This window comes from Rhodococcus sp. P4_C10 (genome assembly GCF_056402135.1).
The window spans coordinates 1-18,454 of record NZ_JBFUHZ010000042.1; the positions used below are offsets into that span (position 1 = coordinate 1).

Genomic DNA, 18,454 nt, shown 5'->3' on the forward strand with positions numbered 1-18,454 from the left:
TGGGCGTACCGGCAGGTCTTCATCACCAACGCCGAGCGGACCGCCGCACTTGCGCCCTGGCTTGAGCACTACAACACTCGACGCCGCCACAGCGCACTCGGCGGACTCCCGCCGGTCAGCCGTCTGGCACCAACCTGATGGCCGGGTACACCTAGGGCAGGACCAGGATCTTGACGTGCTCGTCGGGGCTGCGCAGCGCGGTGAACGCGTCCGCGACCCCATCCAGCCCCACCCGCCCCGTGATGATCGCGTCCGCGTCGATCTCGCCGTCGGCCAGTCGCCGCAGCGTGATGTCGTAGGCGTCCTCGTACGGGCCGTGGCCGAAGTTGATCGCGATCCGGCGGAACTGCCCGACCACGGGGATGATCGTCTCGTCCCCGAACGGCGCCGCCAGCACCTGGATCCGCGAGTTGAACGGCAGCGTGTGCATCAGGGTGCCCAGGACCCCGGCGCGGCCGCTGCACTCGTAGGCGATCAGGATGCCCGCGCCCGCCTGCCCGACGAGGGTGTTGCCCTCGGCGACCATCCGGTTCCACAGCTCGATCGGGTCCTGCTCGTTCGGGTCGACGACGATGTCGGCGCCCATCTTCGCGGCCAGCTCGCGACGTTTCGGTGACGGCTCGGACGCGATCACCAGCGCCCCGCGGGCCTTGGCGGCCACGACGGCGCCGAGCCCGATGGCGCCGCAGCCGATCACCAGCGCCGAGTCCGCGGCGGTGAGACCGGACTGCTGCATGTGCATCTCGCCGACGTGCAGCGGCTCGGCGAGGGTGGCGTGCTCGAGCGAGAGTCCCTCGGGGACCCGGCGGACCCAGAAGGCGTCGACGACGATGTGCTCGCCGAAGGCGCCGTGGTACTCGTTGGAGTAGCCGATGATCTTCGGGATCCCGGTGGCGGTGTCGGTCGCGAGCCCGATGCCGGCGACCCGGTCACCGACGGCGAACTCGGTGACGGCCGAGCCGATCTCGGCGACGGTGCCCGCGTACTCGTGACCGAGCACGACGGGGCGGTCGGTGTCGAAGGTGGCCAGCGGGTAGCCCGCGTTCTCCGCGACGTGGACGAACCGGCAGGGGTCCTTGGACATGCTCAGGTCGCTGCCGCAGATGCCGCAGGCGACGACGTCGATCCGGACCTGACCGGGGCCGACGGCAGGCGGGCCCGGGACCTCGGTGACCGTGAACGCGCCGTCGGCGAACTGCGCCGCCCTCATGCCTGTGCTCCCGCGGGCTGGCCGTAGTAGTCGGTGTGCGCCTTGGTGATTGCGCCGATCAGTCCGCCGATCAGGTAGTCGCGGTTGTCGGCCGCGTACTGCAGGCTGGCTTCACGGCCGGCGTTTCGGTTCTTGAAGTGCGGGACCACCTCGGAGGCGAACAGCTCGTAGCTGCGCTTGGTGTCCTCCCAGCTCGCCATGTCCACGTGCAGGACGAGCAGGGTGCCGAACCCGCCGGTCTGCTCGATCAGCCGCTCGATCTGCGCGATGGCGTCGTCCGGGGTGCCGATGATCGCCTGCCCGAACTCGCCGAGGGTGTCGCCCCGCCACTGGTCGACGATCCCCTTGGGGGTCTGCGCCCACTCCGGGTTCTGCCCGGTCTGCCGATTGACGTAGGCGGCCATCGAGCCGATCCGGCGGCCGACGGCGCGTTCGGCGTCCGCGCGGGTCTCGGCGAGGAACATCGGGTTGACCACGCGCCAGGTGGAGCGGTCCGCGACGTGGCCGTGTTCGGCCGAGACCTGCTCGTAGATGTCCCAGTTGCGGCCGAGTGCCTCGAAACCGGTCGGCGAGCTCGCCGCGAGCGAGAGCAGCGACAGGCCGTGGGTGCCCGCGAGCACCGAGCCGTTGGGGGAGATGGTCGAGGCGGTCGCGATCTCGATGCCGGCCGGGTCGTAGGTGGGCAGTTGGGCGCGCGCGTCGCGCAGCGTGAACCAGTCGGTCTCCATGCTCACCACCTCCCCGCGCAGCAGCGGCAGGATCGCCTCGAGCGCCTCGCCCTGCATGCGGCGCTGGTCGGACGGGTCGATGCCCATCATGTGCGCGTCGAGCGGGATCTTGCCCGGGCCGGTCCCGAAGATCAGGCGCCCGCGGGTCTGCAGGTCCAGTTGGGTGATGCGGTCCGCGGTGACGAGCGGATGGTGGTACGGCAGCGAGGTGACGCCGGTGCCGAACCGGATCCGCTGGGTGCGTTCGGCCGCGGCGGCGATGAACATGTCGGGCGCCGGGACGATCTCGGCCCCGGTCGAGTGGTGCTCACCCATCCACGCCTCGGCGAAGCCGAGGTGGTCGAGGTGTTCCATGAGGTCGATGTCCCGGCGCAGTTGCAGCGCGGGGTCGGCGTTGAGTGGGTGGTAGGGCGCGAGGAACGCGCCGAATTCGAGGGAATCTCTGGTCCACACGAGCGTCATCTCCTGACGGGCGACTGGTGACACGGCGAAGGTCGTGACGTGAGCGGCATCACATGCGCTCGGTCGATTCCTATCACCGAATTGGATCAGATGATCCAAAAATATCCCGCTCAGTGGGCACCGGGATTTCTGGATCAGATGATCCGAATGTGTCGGCGGTCAGGGGCCGGGTGTGGGTGGGGTCGGGTTCAGCTGCCGAGCAGCCGTTCGAGTCCGCCGACCACGAAGACGACCAGGTCCTCGTGGAACGTGGCGAGCTCGTCGGGGGACAGGCGGCCGCCGTCGCGGCGCCATTCGTCGGCGCGGCTCAGGGACTGCAGGAAGCTGGTCACCGAGATCGCCCAGCGCCGTTCCAGTCGGGCCGGGTCGGCCTCCGGGTAGGTCCGGCGGACCTCGCCGAGCAGTGCGACCTGCAGCTCCCGTCCAGCCGCCTCCAGCGTCGGGTGACCTTCCGGCGAGATCTGCGCGATGATCTTGACCCAGCGCATGCCCCGGGTGCGTTGGCGCAGAAGGAGTTCCAGGTACGGCCCGGTGACCGCGCGGACCAGCGCGTCGGCGTCGGCCGGCCGAGGCCCCGCGGCCAGTTCCGCGACGTTCGCCGTGATCTGGTCGTGCACCGCGCCGCCGAGATCGACGAGCACCGCCGCGAGCAGGTCCTCCTTGGTGCCGAAGTGGTAGTGCACCGACGCGGTGCCCAGTCCGGCGGCGGCGTTGACCGCACGCACCGACACGGCGTCGACGCCCTGGGTGGCGAAGAGTCGTTCGGCCGTCTTGATCAGACGCAGGCGGGTGGCGGTGCCCTGTCGGTTCCCGGAGGCGGTGGACATGCGCCGAGCATTTCACATCTTGACTGCGGCCCGGCGATGGCTTCCAATGGCACTAATTGGATCGGCTGATCCAGTTAGTGACACCGATGTCGGAGGAGTGCGTGCCATGCAGCTCGAGGTGGACCTGGATTCGGACGTCGCGGCGGTGACACTGACCGGTGTCGACGAGTTCACGCGGCTCGCGGTGACGGTGTCCGGGGATCCCGACACCGATCGGATGGCCTCGGTGCTCGGCGGGTGGGGCATCGTCGACGGCGGTCATGTCTGGCTCGAGATCGCCGAGCTCGAACGCGCGGTACGGGCGCACCCCGACCGGGTGACCGACTGGCTGCCGCGGTTCGTGTCGATGATCGACTACGCCGAGTCCAAGGGCTGGGTGGACGGAGAGAACCGGCGGGTGCGCGCCCACTGCGAGCGGGTGGTCCGCTCCTAGCGACTCCTGCCCGAGTCCGGCTCGTGCGCGGTTGACGGGTCCGCGGACCCGTCAACTCGGCCATCTCGTGGAAGCTCACCAGCCCCATCAGGTACTTGCCCGCGCCCAGCACCCCGATGGCCCCGACCGCCCCGGTGGGCCGGTTGCAGAGCCCGTGGTTGTCGGCGGTGTACTCCTGTGCCCGCGAGAGCGACGAGCCGATCACCGGGACGTAGTTGGCGCCGAACATGCCGAGCTGACGCCAGTACGACGTGTGCCCGGCCGCGATGTGCCCCACCTCGTGGCCGACGATGAACGCGAGGGCGTCGGGATCGCGGGCCTGGCCGCCGACCTCGAACAGGTCGCTGTAGACCACCACGTACCGCCGGAACCCGTGCCCGGACGCGAACGCGTTGATCTGCCCGTTGCCGAGGACCACGTAGCCGTCCGGCACCCGCGACATGCCGAACCGGGCCGCCGCGTCGGCGACCATCCGGTACCCGTCGGGGAACTGGGTGGGGCTCATCTTCACGCCGTTCACCCGCTGCGCGGCGTACATCCGTCCGCGGGCCAGGTAGACCAGAAGCGGTGCCAGCAGAAGGATTCCGATCCAGGTGTCCAGCCGCCCGCTGACGAGCAGCGCGATCGAGACCAGGTAGGCGAGCGCGGTGACGGTGATCGCGAGGACCAGCAGCGCGTTCTCGAACCGGTGCCGCGCGGGCATGCCCCAGGGCGAGAGTCCGCGCGGCGGCAGCATCGGCGGCGGGCCGTAGGTCGGTTGGGTGTGTCCAGGCTGGACGGGATGCGGGGCCAGGGGCGGGATCTGCTCCATGACGGTGACCCTATGTGTGGTCGGTTCCGGTGACGTCGCCGCGACCTGTCAGAATTGGGTCATGCGCGTATACCTGGGTGCCGACCATGCTGGCTTCGAACTCAAGAACCAGATCATCGACCATCTCACCGCCAACGGACACGAGGCAGTCGACTGCGGCGCCCACGTGTACGACGCGGTCGACGACTACCCCGCCTTCTGCGTCGAGGCCGCCCGCCGGGTGGTCGAGGACGAGGGCAGCCTGGGCATCGTCCTCGGCGGCAGCGGCAACGGCGAGCAGATCGCCGCGAACAAGGTGCCCGGCGCCCGTTGCGCCCTGGCCTGGAGCGTGGAGACGGCGCAGCTGGCCCGCCAGCACAACAAGGCGCAGCTGATCGGCATCGGCGGCCGCATGCACTCCCTGGAGGAGGCGCTGGCCATCGTCGACGCCTTCCTCGCGACCCCGTGGTCGGGGGAGGAGCGGCACCAGCGTCGCATCGACATCCTGTCCGAGTACGAGCGCACCGGCGTGCCGCCGGCGCTGCCGGAGGCGTGAGCTCGCAGCATGCCTGAGGGACACACCCTCCACCGCCTGGCACGGGAGCACCAGCGAGACTTCGCGGGTGCTCCCGTCCGCGTCTCCAGCCCGCAGGGCCGGTTCGAGGCAGGGGCCGCCCTCGTCGACCGCCGGGTGCTGGTCCGCGCGGAGGCGTGGGGGAAACACCTGCTGCACCACTACGAGGGCGGCCGCATCGTCCACGTGCACCTCGGCCTGTACGGCAAGTTCACCGACCTGCCGCTGCCGATGGGCGCACCGGTGGGGCAGGTACGCATGCGGATTGTCGGGGCCGCGATCGGGACCGACCTGCGCGGGCCCACCGCGTGCGAGATCTACGACGAGGAACAGTTGCACGCGCTCGAGCGCCGGCTGGGACCCGACCCGTTGCGCGTCGACGCCGACCCGGACCGCGCCTGGCGCCGAATCTCCAAGTCGCGGACCGCGATCGGCGCACTGCTGATGGACCAGGCGGTGCTTGCCGGGGTGGGGAACGTCTACCGGGCCGAGGTCCTGTTCCGCCACGAGATCAATCCGAACCGGCCCGGCGTCGAGGTGTCCGAGCAGCAGTGGACCGCGCTGTGGGCCGACCTGGTCACGCTGATGAACGTCGGTGTGCGGGAGGGCGTCATGCACGTGGTGCGGCCCGAGCACGACAACGGCGACCCGGCCTACGCCAGGAACCGTCCCCGCACGTACGTCTACCGCCGGACGGGGTCGGCGTGCCGGGTCTGCGGGACGCCGGTCACCGGCTCGGTCATGAAGGCGCGCAACCTGTTCTGGTGCCCCACCTGTCAGCCGGCCTGAACGAACTTCGGCAGGATTCCGCCCGGGATCCGGGCGGAATCCTGCCGAAGATGCGTGGGCGGAACTAGAAGCCGCCGAAGTCGCCCCCGCCGTCGAAGCCCCCGCCGTCGAAGCCACCGCCGTCGAACCCGCCGCCACCGAAGTCCTCGCCGCCGGCGTAGTTGTCACCGCCGCCGAAGTCGTCGCCGCCCCCGTCAGCACCGCCGTCGCCGCCGTCCGCGCCCGCGTCGGCACCGGCGTCGCCCTCGGCGCCCGCGCCGTCCTCGAACTGCTGGGCGTCGTAGGGCACGCCCGCCATGCCGCTGAACATGGTCGAGAACAGCAGCATCGAGCCGACGCCCCATGCTCCCGCCACCAGTGCCGGCTTCCACCACGGCTCGGAGTACCAGCCGGCGGGCACCGGACGGCCCGCGACCCGGCCGCCGGGGTAGTAGTTCGGGGTGCGCTGCGACGGGTTCGGTGACGCGGCAACCCGTCGCCCCTCGAAGTCGACCTCGCGGTCCTCGGTGACCTGGCCGGCGGCGCGCTGGCCGTCGATGCTGGGCACCTCGGGGCCGGGGTCCATGCCCATGGCCGTGCGGGCGGCGCGAATGTAGTAGAGCCCCTCGAGCGCGGTCTGCTTGGCGAGTCGGGCCTGCGCCGGGGTGGTGGCCTGGTCGATCTGCGAGCCCGCGGCGATGTTCCGCTCGGAGGCGTCTGCCAGGGCCTGCTTGGAGGCGGTGTCGGTGCCGGTCAGGATGTACACCTGTCCGGCGAGCCGCTCGATGGCCTGGCGTGCGTCGGCCATCGCGTCCTCGAGCTGGTTGGCGGCGTGGCCGGCCGAACGCTTCTGGCTCCGCATGACCAGAAATACGACGACGGCGATGATGGCGACGATCAGAAGGAGTTCCACTGGAGCCTTCCCGAAGGAGAAATCCGGACAGCGCCCAGCCTACCGGCGAATCGGACCCTGCTCCGCCGGTCACGTTGAGCGGGGACGCGGTGAGGAAGAACTCGTACCGGTTCTCCTGTAGTGGGCAGACCGGTGAATCGGGATCCTGCTGCGGATCCACCTCGACCGCCACGTTGTCGACGGCCCGCGCGGCGATCTCCTTCTCGTGGATCCAGGACGCCGCTTCCATGCCCAGTCCGGGCACGCCCGCAGACCAGAACTCGCTCACGGTGCAGGAGTCCAACTGCTCAGGGGTGATCGCGACGCCGCGGGTGCAGCACTCGACACCGAGGTGGCGTGTGACCCGGTAGCGGCGGCAGCTGGACATACTCGGCAGGCCTGTCACAGCAGGACAGGCGCCAGATACAGCGCTGGGCGTTGCACATGGCTTGTCGCCGTGTGCAACGCCCAGTCGAACCGATCGATGGTCTCCCGACGACGCGGTCGTCAGACCAGAGCTGCCTGGTTGTGGAGAACCAGACCGGCTCGGGGCCAGTCGAATCGGAGCACCTTGCCGGTGCTCGACGCGGTGACGTGCGCCGTTCGCATGTCCGGTCCGCCCCAGCAGATGTTCGTGATGCCGGGGTCGCCGTCGGTGTCGATGCTGACGAACTCGACCAGTTGGCCGTCCGGGCTGATCACACTGATGCCGGGCGTGGCCAGCGATGCGACGCAGATGTTGCCGTTGGCCTCGACGCCGAGCGAGTCGAAGTAGCGGAAGTCGGGCGACGCATAGAGGAAGTTGCCGCCGCCGGAGCCGGCGAGAGTGAGGCCACCGGCGATCTCGCCCGGTCCGGTGACCTCCCACCACCAGACGCGTGCGGTGTAGGTCTCGCTGACGTAGAGGCGGGTGCCGTCGGGGGAGAGGCCGATTCCGTTGGGGCCGTTCATTTCCGATGTGATGCGGCGGATGGACGAGCCGTCGCTGGTGCCGTAGTAGACGTGGCCATGATCGCTACCCCGGTCGTTGCTCTTGCCGTGGTCCGTGAAGTAGAAGCCGCCGTGCGCGTCGAAGACGATGTCGTTGGGTCCGCGGAGCGGGGTGCCGTCGCACTCGGTGTAGAGCGTCTCGACCTCGCCGGTCTCGAGGTCGACGGCCTGGATGCTGCCCCCGGCGTAGTCCTCCGGGGTGCCGCCGGCGAAGACGTAGCCGTAGGCCTCGGTGGCGTTCATTCCGCCGCAGTTGGTGATGTACGCGCGACCGTCGGGGCCGATCGCGGTGCCGTTGGGTCCGCCGCCGACTTCTGCGACCACCGTGGTGGTGCCCTCGGGGGTAACCCGGGTGAGCGTGCCCCGGTGGATCTCGACGACCAACACGTCGCCGTTGGGCAGTGCTACGGGTCCTTCAGGGAACTTCAGTCCGGTGGTTACTACGGTGAAAGCCATCGGGTTCTCCTCGGTTCGTGTGTTGCGGGAGGTGACGTCAGTTGGTGGTGAACTGATCGCGTAGGACGTTCTTGCGGATCTTGCCGCTGACGGTTTGGGGCATCTCGTCGATGAAGATGACCTTGCGGGGCTGTTTGAAGGCGGCGAGTTGCGACTTGCAGCTGCTGACAACCCCGTCCGCGGTCAGCTCGGTGCCGGGTTTGCGGACGACGACGGCGGTGACGAGCTCACCCCACTTTTCGTCGGGCGTTCCGATGACGGCTGCCCCGAGAACGTCGGGGTTGGTGTAGATCGCGTTCTCGACCTCGCTGGAGTACACGTTCTCACCGCCGGTGATGATCATGTCCTTGGCGCGATCGACGATGTAGAGGTAGCCCTCCTCGTCCTGGCGCGCCAGGTCGCCGGTGTGGAACCAGCCGCCCTCGAAGGCCTCGTCGTTCGCCGTGGGGTTGCCGAGGTATCCCTTGGTCACCTGGTCGCCCTGGACGACGATCTCGCCTACCTCGCCGCGAGCACAGTCGTCGCCGAGCGGATCGACGACGCGGACATCGACCAGGGACATCGGCTTGCCGACGGCGTCGAGCAGGTGTTCCTCGCCTTGAGCCGCCCGGACGTGCGCAGCCTTGTCGAGCGTGAGCATGTTGCCGCCAAGCTCTGTCATCCCCATGCCCGCGTAGACGACCGGACCGAATCGATCGAGAGTCTGGCGCAGAACATCGGCGGGGATCTTCGACGCCCCGTAGCCCATCCACTCCAGGCTGCTGAGGTCGTAGTCGTTGATCTTCGGGTGCGCGAGCAGCATCTGCATCATGGTCGGGGCGAAGCCGCCGCTGGTCACGCGGTTGTCCTGTACCAACTGCATCCACCGCTCGGGGTCCCAGCCCGACATCATCAGCACCGAGCCGCCATGGAACTGGTGCAGCGGGGTCAGGTATCCGGCGATGTGGCAGAGGGGCATGGCGTTGAGGAAGCAGGTGTCCGGCTTCGGGTCGTACTCGATCGCGGACTGGATCAGTGCGGTGTTGAGGTTGCGATGGCTCAGCCGGGCGCCCTTGGGCTTGCCCGTGGTTCCGCTGGTGTAGAGGAGCCAGGCATCGTCGTCGTCGCTGATCGCCAGCCGTGGGGCAACCGTCGACGCGGACTGCAGGACGTTCTCGTAAGCAGTGAAGCCCGCGGCCCCCTCGCCGATCACGATGATGTGCTCGACGCTCGTGAGTTCGGAGCGACAGTCGGCGATCATCTCGAGGTACTTCGACTCCACCATCAGCACGCGGGCCCCCGAGTCGTTGAGGATCCAGACCCACTCCTTGGGGTGCAGCCGGTAGTTGAGCAGCGTCAGAACCATCCCGGCAGTCGGGACCCCGTAGTAGGCCTCGACGTACTCGAGGTTGTTCTCGGACAGCAGTGCCACGCGGTCACCGGGGGCCGCGAGGCCACTCAAGCCGTTGGCCAGTCGCAGGGCGCGCTGGTAGAGCTCGGCGTAGGTCCGAGCGTCGGATCCGTCGTCCATTGCGAGCGCGGTCCGACGGGGGTAGCGAGCGGCGTTCCGCCGCAGAAGGTCGCTGTAAAGCATGTGGGCTCCAGTCAGAACGAGGCCGTGTGGCTTGGATTGCACACAATCTAGCGTGAAAGTGCGACAGGTCACAAGTACTTTCTTCGAAACAGGCGAATCGCCCGGGTCGATGGGGGAAAGCGTGTAGGGATCTTGGATGGGCGGCCGGCCGTCGGGGCAGTCGGCGTCGCGCGGTGTACGGCGATCCGCCGGGCGGGGGATGGGCGCTGGTAGAACCGCGGCCGGGGCGGCGCGGCATGCGCTGGTGCCGGCCGCCGAGGCGCTCGTCGTGTGAAACGCAATAATGTTGCATCACTAGGGATGTTGAGTACCTGGCCGGAGTCCGTGCGGGCTCTCGTCGGCGCTCGGGTTGTCCATCCGCTGCGCGGCGTCGGCGGCGGCGCAAGGCTCCGCGTTACGGGCTGCCACGCAAGCAGTGCCTGCCTTGTCGCGGACCGTGATGCCGCCCGCGGCGGTCGGTGTTCCCGCCGGACCGCGGTACGCGACCCCTTGGCCGGGTGTCTAGTTTGTATACAATAGTGGCGTAGGTCGGCGTGTAGTTGCCGAGCGGAGTTGTGACGGAAGGGGATACGCCGTGGAGATCGTCGAGGTGAGCCCCCGCGACGGGCTGCAGAACGAGGCGGTGCACGTTTCGACTGCTGACAAGATCGCGCTGATCGAGCACGCCATCGCATCGGGTCTGCGTCGCATCGAGGCAACGAGCTTCGTGCACCCTGCGGCGGTGCCGCAGATGGCCGATGCGGAGGCAGTCATGGCCGGGGTGCCGCGGCGCCCCGACGTCTCCTACAGCGGCCTCGTGCTCAATCGGCGCGGCTTCGATCGCGCAGTGGCGGCGGGCGTGAACGAGGTGAACTTCGTCGTCGTGGCGTCCGAGACCTTCAGTCTGCGCAACCAGCGCATGTCGGTCGCGGACTCGGTGCAGACCGTGCGTGATCTCGTCGACGACGCCCGCGCTGCCGGCGTCGGGGTGTCCGTCACCATCGCCACCGCATTCGGTTGTCCGTTCGAGGGGGAGGTTGCCGAGTCCGCGGTCCTCGCCCTGGCCGGGCAGATGGCCGATCTCGGGGTGGACGAGATTTCACTGGCCGACACGATCGGGGTCGGGGTGCCCGCCCAGGTTGCCCGGTTGGTCGCGGGGACCGCCGCGGCCGCGCCCGGAATCCGGTTGCGCGCCCACTTCCACAACACTCGCAACACCGGCTATGCGAACGCGGTTGCGGCCATCGACGCGGGGGTGGCGGTGCTGGACTCCTCGATCGGTGGGATCGGCGGATGCCCCTTCGCTCCGGACGCCACCGGGAACATCGCGACCGAGGATCTGGTCTATCTCCTCGACCGCAGTGGCATCGCCTCGGGCGCGCGGCTGCCCGAACTGATCGAAGCGTCAGACTGGCTCGGCGGGGTGCTCGGTGCGACGGTTCCCGGCCAGCTCGCTCGTGCCGGCGGCTTCCCGGGCTGACACGCCGAACAACTCGTCCACCTCGTCGCTGCTGGTTGCTGCGAGGTGGGCGAGAAGCACGTCGCGGCCCTGGAGGACGTGCTCGTGCATCAGGGCGGATGCCCGGCGTCCGTCGCCGGCGACGATCGCGTCGCGGATGAGCTGGTGGAACAGGTGTGACCGCTCGGTTTGGGCGCGGTCGTACTGGCGGAATGCCTGGAAGACCAGCGGGACGTCGGTGGTGCGTTCGAGCAGGCGGCTCAGGCGCTCGTGCTTGGCGCCGGCCGTGATCGCTCGGTGGATCTGGCTGTTCGCGGTGTCCACGGCCCGAACCCGGTCGACCGGGTCCACCTGCGGCGCGGTCAGGGCCAGGGCGAAAGCCTCGATCCCCGCGTCGAGCACCTCCCGTGTCGCGAGATCGATGCGCTCGGCCGCCAGCTCGGCGGCATAGGCCTCGAGTCGGGCACGAAGCCCGTACAAGTCCGACACATCTGCCGTCGACAGGGTTCGGACGATGGCTCCCCGGTTGGGCTCGCTGAGCACGAGACCCTCCGCCTCGAGTCGGCGGAGCGCCTCACGCACGGGCGTGCGCGACAGTGAGAACTGCTCGGCAATCCGCTGTTCGATCAGGCGCTGACCGGGCCGGTAGCGACCTTCGACGATTGCCTGGCGGATCTGCGAGTAGGCGGCCTGACCCGGTGCCTGCGGTGTGGTTGCCACGGTGCCTCTTCGTTGTGTGGGAATCGATTCGCGGCAAGCCTATCCCGGCCAGCCGTCCATCTTTGTATGCAGAACATGTCAATTTCGAGCACATGCAGTTCAATTGGGGACCAATTGTGTACAATCGACTCATGACGACATCAACTGGTCCGCTGAGCGGTCTGCGCGTGCTCGAATTGGGAAGCTTCATCGCCGGCCCCTTTGCGGGTCAGCTGCTGGGTGACTACGGAGCCGAGGTGCTCAAGGTCGAGGCGCCCGGATCCGGTGACTCGATGCGGCGGTGGGGTGTCACGGTCGACGGCGAAAGCCTGTGGTGGCCCTCCATCGCGCGGAACAAGAAGTCGGTTGCAATCGACCTGCGGCAGCCCGACGGTCGGGAGTTGGTTCGCAAACTGGTTGCCGAGGCCGACATCGTCCTCGAGAACTTCAGGCCCGGCACGCTTGCGAAGTGGGGACTGGACTATGCGTCCCTCTCGGCGATCAACCCCCGCATCATCCTCGTCCACGTCTCGGGGTTCGGTCAGAACGGGCCGCGCTCGACGGATGCCGGTTTCGGCAGCGTCGGCGAGGCGATGGGTGGCATCCGGCATACGACGGGCAATCCCGAACTGCCCCCCACCCGCGTCGGCATCAGCCTCGGGGACTCCCTGGCGGCACTGTTCGCCGTCATCGGGACCCTCGCGGCGGTCCACGAGCGGTCGGTCAGTGACCGGGGGCAGGAGGTGGACGTCGCGATCTACGAGGCGGTGGCTGCGCTGATGGAATCGACGATGGCCGACCATGAAATCGCCGGAGTCACTCGCGGGCGCACCGGATCCGTACTGCCCCGAGTTGCGCCGTCGAACGTGTATCCCACGTCCGACGGAGCCGAGGTGATCATCGCCGCCAACGCCGACACTGTCTTCCGCAGGCTCTGCGCCGCCATGGGCCGGGCCGAACTGGCCGATGACCCGAGGTTCGCCGAACACGGGCCGCGAGGAGAGAACATGGCCGAGATCGACGCCATCATCGGCGCCTGGACGTCGACGATGAGTGGCGATGTGCTGCTGAAGACCATGGAAGACGGCGGCGTTCCGGCCGGCCGGATCTACACGGCCCCGGACATGCTCACCGACCCGCACTACGCCGCGCGGGACATGGTGGTGCGCCTCGTCAACCAGTTCGGTGTGGCAGTTCCCGCCGCCGGCGTCGTGCCCAAGTTCTCCCGATCTCAGCCGACGGAACCGGTTCCCGGGCCGGGTCTCGGTGAGCACACCCGCGAAGTTCTCGCCACGCTGGCGGGCATCGACGACGGCCGCTGGACCGACCTGCAGGCGTCCGGTATCGCCATGCAGGAGAACGGCTGACATTCGGTCCGGCTGCGGTATTGCCGACGTCGTTCGCGGACGTACGTGACCGCTTGCGCGGCGTCGGCCGAAGTGGGCCCCACACCGATTGTGTGGGGCCTCGGTGTGGCGGAAAACCTGGCAGGCACGTACATCTCGTGGATCGGTCACGACTTCAAGCGGGCAGTGGCGCTGGTCCTGATCCTCAGCGTCCTGCTCCTCGAGCCCGAGGGCCTGTTCGGTGCACGAAAGGTTGGTGGACGACGAAGGTCTCCTGCCCGACGATGTCGGACAGGAGACCTTCGTTGTTCGGCGACCGACTGTTGCCCGTCGGTGCTTTCGTGCAACCAGCCCTAGCGGTACAGCCAGGGCTGTTCGATCACAGGTGCGGGTCGACGGTTCCCGTCGTGAGCGACGGTGCTCCGGCGAGGAGCGGACCGAGATCGGTGATGGCTCCCTCACCGGCTCGGAACTTGCGGTACTCGGCCTCGTGCTCGGCCGATTCCCAGGTCTCGACGAAACGCCAGGTGCTGGGGTTCTTGCTGTCGACGACCGAATTGACGCGCAGGCAGCCGGGGAATCCTCGGGTCTCCTCGAGCACCCGGGTCATCACGGTGCGTGCGGACTCCAGGGAATCCGGCTTGAACGTCAGTTCCAGGACGGCAATCTGTTCCATGTTCACTCCTAGGTAGCGGGTCGAAAGAGTCGTCTGACTTCCGCAGGCGAGGAAGTTACTCCCCGGACAGGTCCGCGGACAGGTCGGCGACCACGACGCCTTCGGGGATGCGGACCTCCTCGATGGGCTCGGGGCGGTCGTCGAATTCGAGTCGCAGTGCTCGGCAGATCGTGGCGTGCATGTCGTACATGCAGGTGATGTACGTCAGTTCCATGATCTGCTTGTCCGACAGGCTCGCCTGGAGGACGGTGAACACCTCGTCGGGGACCCGGCCGCCGTCGTGGACGAGTCCGTCGGTGTATGCCAGGACGGCGCGTTCGAGTTCGGAGAACTGGTCGCTGATCTGCCAGTAGGGGAGGGCGGCGATCTTCTCCTCGGTCATGCCGAGGGAGCGCATCTGCTTGCAGTGCTGGGAGAAGACGAACTGGCTGCCGCGTGCGTAGCCGGCGCGGGCCTGGCCGAGTTCGCGCAGCAGGGGGTCGAGGTCGGCGTTGCGGTAGAGGGCGAATCCTCGTACGGCGTGGCGGAACACGTCCGGGGACTGGGCAAACACCGTCCACCAGTCGCCGGGGGTGGCGTGGATGGTGCCGTGGTCGACGGCGGGGTCCTTGTCGGGGCCGAACAGCCGGTCGTAGAAGAAGAGGATCTTCTCGTCGGTCACCTCGGCGCGGGGGACCTCGCGAAGTCGGGGCATGGTGGGTTCCTTTCGGGTTGTCAGGAGGCGCTGGGCACGCGCCGGTCGGCGGCCGTCTTCGGCTCGTGTGCGACGTCGGCCTCGGTGAACTCGCGGGTCCAGCAGGCGAACTCGAGAAGGACGCCGTCGGGGTCCTGGAAGTAGAACGACCGGACGAAGGTGCCGGCATGGATCTCTCGCGACGCGCCCTCCGGGCTGTCGTCGTGGTTGAGGACGATGCTCAGCGGCACGCCGTCGGCCTTGAGTCGCTTGCGGTACTCGTCGAACTTCTCCGGCGGGACGGCGAACGCGACGTGATTCATCGAGCCGACCGCACTGACGAGCTCGTCCCGGTCGGGCAGTCCCGCCGGGGCGGAGATTCCGGGAACTGCGTCCGGCGCGTCCGCCAGCCAGAAGAACGCCAGCGTGTCTCCGCCGCCGCAGTCGAAGAAGAAGTGCTGCCCGAGGTTGCCGGGAAGATCCAGTGTCTTGACGAGCGGCATACCCAGGGTTCCCGAGTAGAAGTCGATGGTGCGCTGCATGTCCGAGCACACGAGTGCGAGGTGATTGATTCCGCGGAATTCGAACTTCGGATTGGTGGCGTTCATTGCGGTCCTTTCTGGGAACGGCGTGGCGCGAAGTGGGAGAAATCTGACTTGACAGTCATGTCATGTTCTTGGAATAGTTTCTCCATGGCCAAGTCATCTGTCAACACCGCGTTCCCGGTCGGTGGGGGCGAGGGCCCGTGTGGGTCAGCTCCGTCCCGGTCGTGGCCTGCGCGCTGTCGCGACGGTCGACCACGCCTGGTCGTGTCTCGGCACGTTTGTTGCCGGCCCGGGCGCTGCACCCGTGTTACTGCCGTGAGGAGAAGCACTTTCGCATGAACGACCTCGCAGATCGCTTCTTCGCCGCCGTCTGCGGCGGCGACGAAGCGACACTCACCGACCTGTATTCGCCGGACGCGCGCATCTGGCACAACGACGACGGCCAGGAGCAGACGGTCGCGGACAACCTCCGCGTCCTGCGCTGGCTCTCCCGCACCCTCGAGAACTTCCGCTACGAGGACATCCGCCGCCACGTGCTGCCCGACGGATTCGTTCAACAGCACGTCGTGCGCGGCACCCTCCCCGGGCACGGCCCTCTGGAGGTGCCGGCCAGCCTGTTCGTCCGCGTCGAGGACGGGCGGATCACCCGCATCGACGAGTACGTCGACTCGGCCGCCACTCGACCCCTGCATACCGCCGCTGCCACAAGGAGGCACTCATGACTGCGAACCATCCCGAAGGCGACATCGCCGACCTGTGCGCCCGGATGCGCGCGTTCATCGACGACGAGGTGATCCCGGCGGAACCCGTCCTCGCAAAGGAGGACGAGGCCGCCCACAAGACTCTCGGGCAACTGCGCTCCCGGGCGAAGGAACTCGGCCTGTGGGCACTCGGGCACCCGGCTGACGTCGGTGGCGGTGGAGTTCCGTTCCTGGACTTCGTCTACCTCAACGAGGTCATCGGCCGGTCCGAATTCGGCCAGCTCGCAGTCGGTTCGGTGTCCATGCAGGACACCCTGATGCTCCACAAGCACGGCACCGAAGAGCAGAAGCAGCGGTGGATCCCGCCGATTCTCGCGGGGGAGTTCCTGCCGTCGGTGGGTCTGACCGAACCCGACACGGCGGGCTCCGATCCCACACTGATCGAGACCCGCGCGGAACTCGACGGCGACACCTGGGTGATCAACGGCCACAAGTGGTTCACCACAGGCGTGGCGGATGCCGGCTACTGCTCGGTCTTCGCTCGCACCGAGCCCGAGTCGACCCCCCGGCACTCCCGGATCAGCGCGATCATCGTGCCGACCGACACCCCCGGGTTCGAGATCGTCCGGTCGATCCCGACCATGGGGCACGACCCCAGCGACCACTACGAGGTCCGTCTGACCGACGTCCGAGTGCCGGCCGCCAACCTCCTCGGCGAGCGGGGCAAGGGCTTCGTCGTCGCCCAGGACCGGCTCGGGCCCGGTCGGATCTTCCACTGCATGCGCTGGCTCGGTCAGGCGCAGCGGGCGTACGAGCTGATGTGCGAGCGCGCGAACACCCGCTACGTGCACGGGTCGCTGCTCGCCGAGAAGGGCGAGGTCCACCGGTACATCGCGGAATCCGCGGCGCAGATCCACGCCGCCCGCCTGATGACCCTCGATGCGGCCCGCGCGATGGATGCCGGCGAGGACGCCCGGGTTCGGATCGGTCTGGTGAAGTTCTGGGGTGCCCGGATGCTGCACGATGTCGTCGATCGCGCCATCCAGGTGCACGGCGCGCTCGGTCTGACCGCTGACACCCCGCTCGAACGGATGTACCGGCAGGCCCGCTACGCGCGCATCTACGACGGGCCGGACGAGGTGCACCGCATGTCGACCGCACGCCGACTGCTGCGCGACCCCGGTGCCGCACCATGGCTGTGACTCACACTGCCGGCAGCCTCGGTGACGGAATCCGCGTCGCGCTGAGCGACACCCTCGGCGCCGAGGTGACAGTGGGGGAACCCCGGCAGCTGACCGGCGGGGCGAGCCGACAGGTATGGGCGGTCGAGGTTCGCGGCGCAGACGGCCGATCGCAGGAGGTTGTGCTGCGCCGGGACCCGCCCGGGCACGGCGACGCCGACCGGATGCGGGCGGAGGTCGCATGCCTGCGGGCCGCCTCGGCAGTCGGGGTTCCGGTGCCCGCCGTCCTCGCATCGGGGGACATGGCGCCGGGCATCGATGCTCCGTACCTCGTGATGGACATGGTTGTCGGTGAGTCGATCCCGCGTAAATTGCAGCGGGACCCCGAACTCGACGAGGTACGCAAGCATCTCGCCGACGACATGGGTTACGCGCTGGGGCAGATTCACAGTGCCGACACCGGGACTCTCGGGATGCTCGACTCCGGCGACCCGTTGGACGCGATCGAGGCCGTGTACCGGGACCTGGACCAACCCCGTCCCGCTGTCGAGGTCGGACTTCGATGGCTTCGGGAGAACCGGCCCGCCAAGCGTCCGGACGCGTTGGTGCACGGCGACTTCCGGCTCGGCAATGTGCTCGTCGACGGCGCCGGAATTCGCGGGGTGCTGGACTGGGAACTTGCTCACCTCGGTGATCCGATCGAGGACCTCGGCTGGCTCTGCGTGCGTGCGTGGCGTTTCGGCGCACAGCCGCCGGTCGCCGGGATCGGCACCCGGCAACAGTTGCTCGACGGTTATGAACGCGCCACGGGCATCCGGCCGTCGGACGCCGAACTGCACTGGTGGGAGGCCTACGGCACGCTGCGGTGGTTGGTGCTGAGTCAGTTCCAGTCTCAGCGGCACCTCGGCGGCGCCGAGAACTCGATCGAGCTGGCCGCGATCGGACGGCGAGTGTGTGAGTCCGAGTACGACCTGCTCCTGATCCTCGGTCTGCTCGACGACGTCGAGCCGCCCCCGGACGTGACGGCGCCATCGCTGCACGACCGTCCGAGCCTGTCGGAGATCCTCGACCTCGTCACCGGCACTCTTAACGATGATGTCGCCCCCGTGCTCGACGGTGCGCACGAACGGGAGCGGTACCTGCTGCGGATCTGCGTCAACCTGCTCGGTACAGCCCGACGGGAGCTCAGCGCCGGAGACTGCGCGGGCGAGTTGGCGGAACAGCTTGCGGCCCTCGACTGCACCTCCGAAGCCGATCTTGCCGATCGAATCCGCACTGGCACCCACTCCTACGCGGACGTCGCCGTCCGTCGGCCGATCTCGACCGCGGTGCTCGCCCGGCTGCGAGTGGCGAACCCCCGTCACCTGCTCCGGCCGTCACGAAACTGATTCCACACCGAACTCAACCCCTCCCGCGAGACGTCTCTACGCTGGAGGGGTTGAGTGCGTCGTGGGCCCCACGACATGACTTGACTTGACAGTCATGTCATGTT

General features: G+C 68.3%; 19 protein-coding genes. 8 read left to right on the forward strand and 11 right to left on the reverse strand.

Translation table 11 applies throughout. The features are described from left to right. A partial coding sequence (locus AC1DWC_RS21570) for an integrase core domain-containing protein (RefSeq protein WP_477908196.1) occupies positions 1-138 on the forward strand: 138 nt, incomplete at its 5' end. A gap of 13 nt (positions 139-151) precedes the next feature. Here the strand turns inward: AC1DWC_RS21570 and AC1DWC_RS21575 are convergent. From AC1DWC_RS21575 to AC1DWC_RS21590, 4 genes are all read right to left on the reverse strand, one after another. Further along, on the reverse strand, positions 152-1,210 hold the full coding sequence (locus tag AC1DWC_RS21575; RefSeq protein ID WP_477911351.1) for an alcohol dehydrogenase catalytic domain-containing protein: 1,059 nt from the start codon (positions 1,208-1,210) through the stop codon (positions 152-154). Further along, positions 1,207-2,400, reverse strand: a complete 1,194-nt coding sequence (locus tag AC1DWC_RS21580) for an LLM class flavin-dependent oxidoreductase (protein ID WP_477911353.1) — start codon at positions 2,398-2,400, stop codon at positions 1,207-1,209. The genes AC1DWC_RS21575 and AC1DWC_RS21580 overlap by 4 nt, the downstream gene beginning before the upstream one ends. Before the next feature lie 188 nt (positions 2,401-2,588). Beyond that, on the reverse strand, positions 2,589-3,227 hold the full coding sequence (locus tag AC1DWC_RS21585; protein WP_477911355.1) for a TetR/AcrR family transcriptional regulator: 639 nt from the start codon (positions 3,225-3,227) through the stop codon (positions 2,589-2,591). 170 nt (positions 3,228-3,397) lie between these two features. Beyond that, positions 3,398-4,471, reverse strand: a complete 1,074-nt coding sequence (locus AC1DWC_RS21590; RefSeq protein ID WP_477911357.1) for a M48 family metallopeptidase — start codon at positions 4,469-4,471, stop codon at positions 3,398-3,400. Positions 4,472-4,532: 61 nt separating this feature from the next. Between AC1DWC_RS21590 and AC1DWC_RS21595 the strand changes: the two genes are divergently transcribed. Further along, a complete protein-coding gene (locus AC1DWC_RS21595; RefSeq protein ID WP_072845014.1) occupies positions 4,533-5,006 on the forward strand; it encodes a ribose-5-phosphate isomerase in 474 nt (157 codons plus the stop codon). Between the two features lie 9 nt (positions 5,007-5,015). Beyond that, positions 5,016-5,813 (forward strand): Fpg/Nei family DNA glycosylase, encoded by a 798-nt coding sequence (locus AC1DWC_RS21600; RefSeq protein WP_477911359.1) that lies wholly within the window; start codon positions 5,016-5,018, stop codon positions 5,811-5,813. 64 nt (positions 5,814-5,877) lie between these two features. Here AC1DWC_RS21600 and AC1DWC_RS21605 read toward each other — a convergent pair whose 3' ends face one another. The 3 genes from AC1DWC_RS21605 to AC1DWC_RS21615 all read right to left on the reverse strand — a co-directional run bounded on the left by AC1DWC_RS21605 (position 5,878) and on the right by AC1DWC_RS21615 (position 9,703). Then, positions 5,878-6,705 (reverse strand): DUF1542 domain-containing protein, encoded by an 828-nt coding sequence (locus AC1DWC_RS21605; RefSeq protein ID WP_477911361.1) that lies wholly within the window; start codon positions 6,703-6,705, stop codon positions 5,878-5,880. A gap of 486 nt (positions 6,706-7,191) precedes the next feature. Further along, positions 7,192-8,130: an SMP-30/gluconolactonase/LRE family protein gene (locus AC1DWC_RS21610; protein ID WP_477911363.1), complete on the reverse strand. Its 939-nt coding sequence runs from the start codon at positions 8,128-8,130 to the stop codon at positions 7,192-7,194. 37 nt (positions 8,131-8,167) lie between these two features. After that, entirely contained in the window at positions 8,168-9,703 is a 1,536-nt protein-coding gene (locus tag AC1DWC_RS21615) for a class I adenylate-forming enzyme family protein (RefSeq protein WP_477911365.1), read from the reverse strand. A gap of 574 nt (positions 9,704-10,277) precedes the next feature. Between AC1DWC_RS21615 and AC1DWC_RS21620 the strand changes: the two genes are divergently transcribed. Next, positions 10,278-11,162 (forward strand): hydroxymethylglutaryl-CoA lyase, encoded by an 885-nt coding sequence (locus tag AC1DWC_RS21620; protein ID WP_477911367.1) that lies wholly within the window; start codon positions 10,278-10,280, stop codon positions 11,160-11,162. On the opposite strand, the gene AC1DWC_RS21625 is transcribed toward AC1DWC_RS21620, so the two are convergent. Next, on the reverse strand, positions 11,088-11,861 hold the full coding sequence (locus AC1DWC_RS21625) for a GntR family transcriptional regulator (RefSeq protein WP_477911369.1): 774 nt from the start codon (positions 11,859-11,861) through the stop codon (positions 11,088-11,090). The two genes, AC1DWC_RS21620 and AC1DWC_RS21625, sit on opposite strands and share 75 nt — an antisense overlap. Here AC1DWC_RS21625 and AC1DWC_RS21630 point away from each other — a divergent pair. Next, positions 11,840-13,207, forward strand: coding sequence for a CaiB/BaiF CoA transferase family protein (locus AC1DWC_RS21630; protein WP_477911371.1), 1,368 nt, complete (start codon positions 11,840-11,842; stop codon positions 13,205-13,207). The genes AC1DWC_RS21625 and AC1DWC_RS21630 overlap by 22 nt on opposite strands. 358 nt (positions 13,208-13,565) lie before the next feature. Here the strand turns inward: AC1DWC_RS21630 and AC1DWC_RS21635 are convergent, their stop codons facing one another. Genes AC1DWC_RS21635 through AC1DWC_RS21645 form a run of 3 tightly spaced genes read right to left on the reverse strand, consistent with a single transcriptional unit; the run spans position 13,566 to position 15,143 of the window. Further along, entirely contained in the window at positions 13,566-13,862 is a 297-nt protein-coding gene (locus tag AC1DWC_RS21635; protein ID WP_477842392.1) for a putative quinol monooxygenase, read from the reverse strand. A 55-nt stretch (positions 13,863-13,917) separates the two neighbouring features. Next, complete coding sequence (locus tag AC1DWC_RS21640; protein ID WP_477911373.1) at positions 13,918-14,556, reverse strand: carboxymuconolactone decarboxylase family protein; 639 nt, start codon at positions 14,554-14,556, stop codon at positions 13,918-13,920. Positions 14,557-14,576: 20 nt separating this feature from the next. Next, on the reverse strand, positions 14,577-15,143 hold the full coding sequence (locus AC1DWC_RS21645) for a VOC family protein (protein WP_477911375.1): 567 nt from the start codon (positions 15,141-15,143) through the stop codon (positions 14,577-14,579). A 272-nt stretch (positions 15,144-15,415) separates the two neighbouring features. Here AC1DWC_RS21645 and AC1DWC_RS21650 point away from each other — a divergent pair, with 272 nt between their 5' ends. Genes AC1DWC_RS21650 through AC1DWC_RS21660 form a run of 3 tightly spaced genes read left to right on the forward strand, consistent with a single transcriptional unit; the run spans position 15,416 to position 18,350 of the window. Next, on the forward strand, positions 15,416-15,802 hold the full coding sequence (locus AC1DWC_RS21650) for a nuclear transport factor 2 family protein (RefSeq protein ID WP_477911377.1): 387 nt from the start codon (positions 15,416-15,418) through the stop codon (positions 15,800-15,802). Continuing rightward, positions 15,799-16,983: an acyl-CoA dehydrogenase family protein gene (locus AC1DWC_RS21655; protein WP_477911379.1), complete on the forward strand. Its 1,185-nt coding sequence runs from the start codon at positions 15,799-15,801 to the stop codon at positions 16,981-16,983. Before AC1DWC_RS21650 ends, AC1DWC_RS21655 begins: the two co-directional genes overlap by 4 nt. Then, complete coding sequence (locus AC1DWC_RS21660; RefSeq protein WP_477911381.1) at positions 16,974-18,350, forward strand: phosphotransferase; 1,377 nt, start codon at positions 16,974-16,976, stop codon at positions 18,348-18,350. Before AC1DWC_RS21655 ends, AC1DWC_RS21660 begins: the two co-directional genes overlap by 10 nt. Positions 18,351-18,454: the final 104 nt, after the last annotated feature.

What these genes read in the sequence shown, in the direction of transcription:
- AC1DWC_RS21600 (WP_477911359.1), top strand. Translation starts at nt 5,016, where the DNA reads ATGCCTGAGGGACACACCCTCCACCGCCTGGCACGGGAGCACCAGCGA.
- AC1DWC_RS21615 (WP_477911365.1), bottom strand. Translation starts at nt 9,703, where the DNA reads ATGCTTTACAGCGACCTTCTGCGGCGGAACGCCGCTCGCTACCCCCGT.
- AC1DWC_RS21590 (WP_477911357.1), bottom strand. Translation starts at nt 4,471, where the DNA reads ATGGAGCAGATCCCGCCCCTGGCCCCGCATCCCGTCCAGCCTGGACAC.
- AC1DWC_RS21580 (WP_477911353.1), bottom strand. Translation starts at nt 2,400, where the DNA reads ATGACGCTCGTGTGGACCAGAGATTCCCTCGAATTCGGCGCGTTCCTC.
- AC1DWC_RS21645 (WP_477911375.1), bottom strand. Translation starts at nt 15,143, where the DNA reads ATGAACGCCACCAATCCGAAGTTCGAATTCCGCGGAATCAATCACCTC.
- AC1DWC_RS21635 (WP_477842392.1), bottom strand. Translation starts at nt 13,862, where the DNA reads ATGGAACAGATTGCCGTCCTGGAACTGACGTTCAAGCCGGATTCCCTG.
- AC1DWC_RS21640 (WP_477911373.1), bottom strand. Translation starts at nt 14,556, where the DNA reads ATGCCCCGACTTCGCGAGGTCCCCCGCGCCGAGGTGACCGACGAGAAG.
- AC1DWC_RS21660 (WP_477911381.1), top strand. Translation starts at nt 16,974, where the DNA reads ATGGCTGTGACTCACACTGCCGGCAGCCTCGGTGACGGAATCCGCGTC.
- AC1DWC_RS21610 (WP_477911363.1), bottom strand. Translation starts at nt 8,130, where the DNA reads ATGGCTTTCACCGTAGTAACCACCGGACTGAAGTTCCCTGAAGGACCC.
- AC1DWC_RS21655 (WP_477911379.1), top strand. Translation starts at nt 15,799, where the DNA reads ATGACTGCGAACCATCCCGAAGGCGACATCGCCGACCTGTGCGCCCGG.
- AC1DWC_RS21595 (WP_072845014.1), top strand. Translation starts at nt 4,533, where the DNA reads ATGCGCGTATACCTGGGTGCCGACCATGCTGGCTTCGAACTCAAGAAC.
- AC1DWC_RS21650 (WP_477911377.1), top strand. Translation starts at nt 15,416, where the DNA reads ATGAACGACCTCGCAGATCGCTTCTTCGCCGCCGTCTGCGGCGGCGAC.
- AC1DWC_RS21575 (WP_477911351.1), bottom strand. Translation starts at nt 1,210, where the DNA reads ATGAGGGCGGCGCAGTTCGCCGACGGCGCGTTCACGGTCACCGAGGTC.
- AC1DWC_RS21585 (WP_477911355.1), bottom strand. Translation starts at nt 3,227, where the DNA reads ATGTCCACCGCCTCCGGGAACCGACAGGGCACCGCCACCCGCCTGCGT.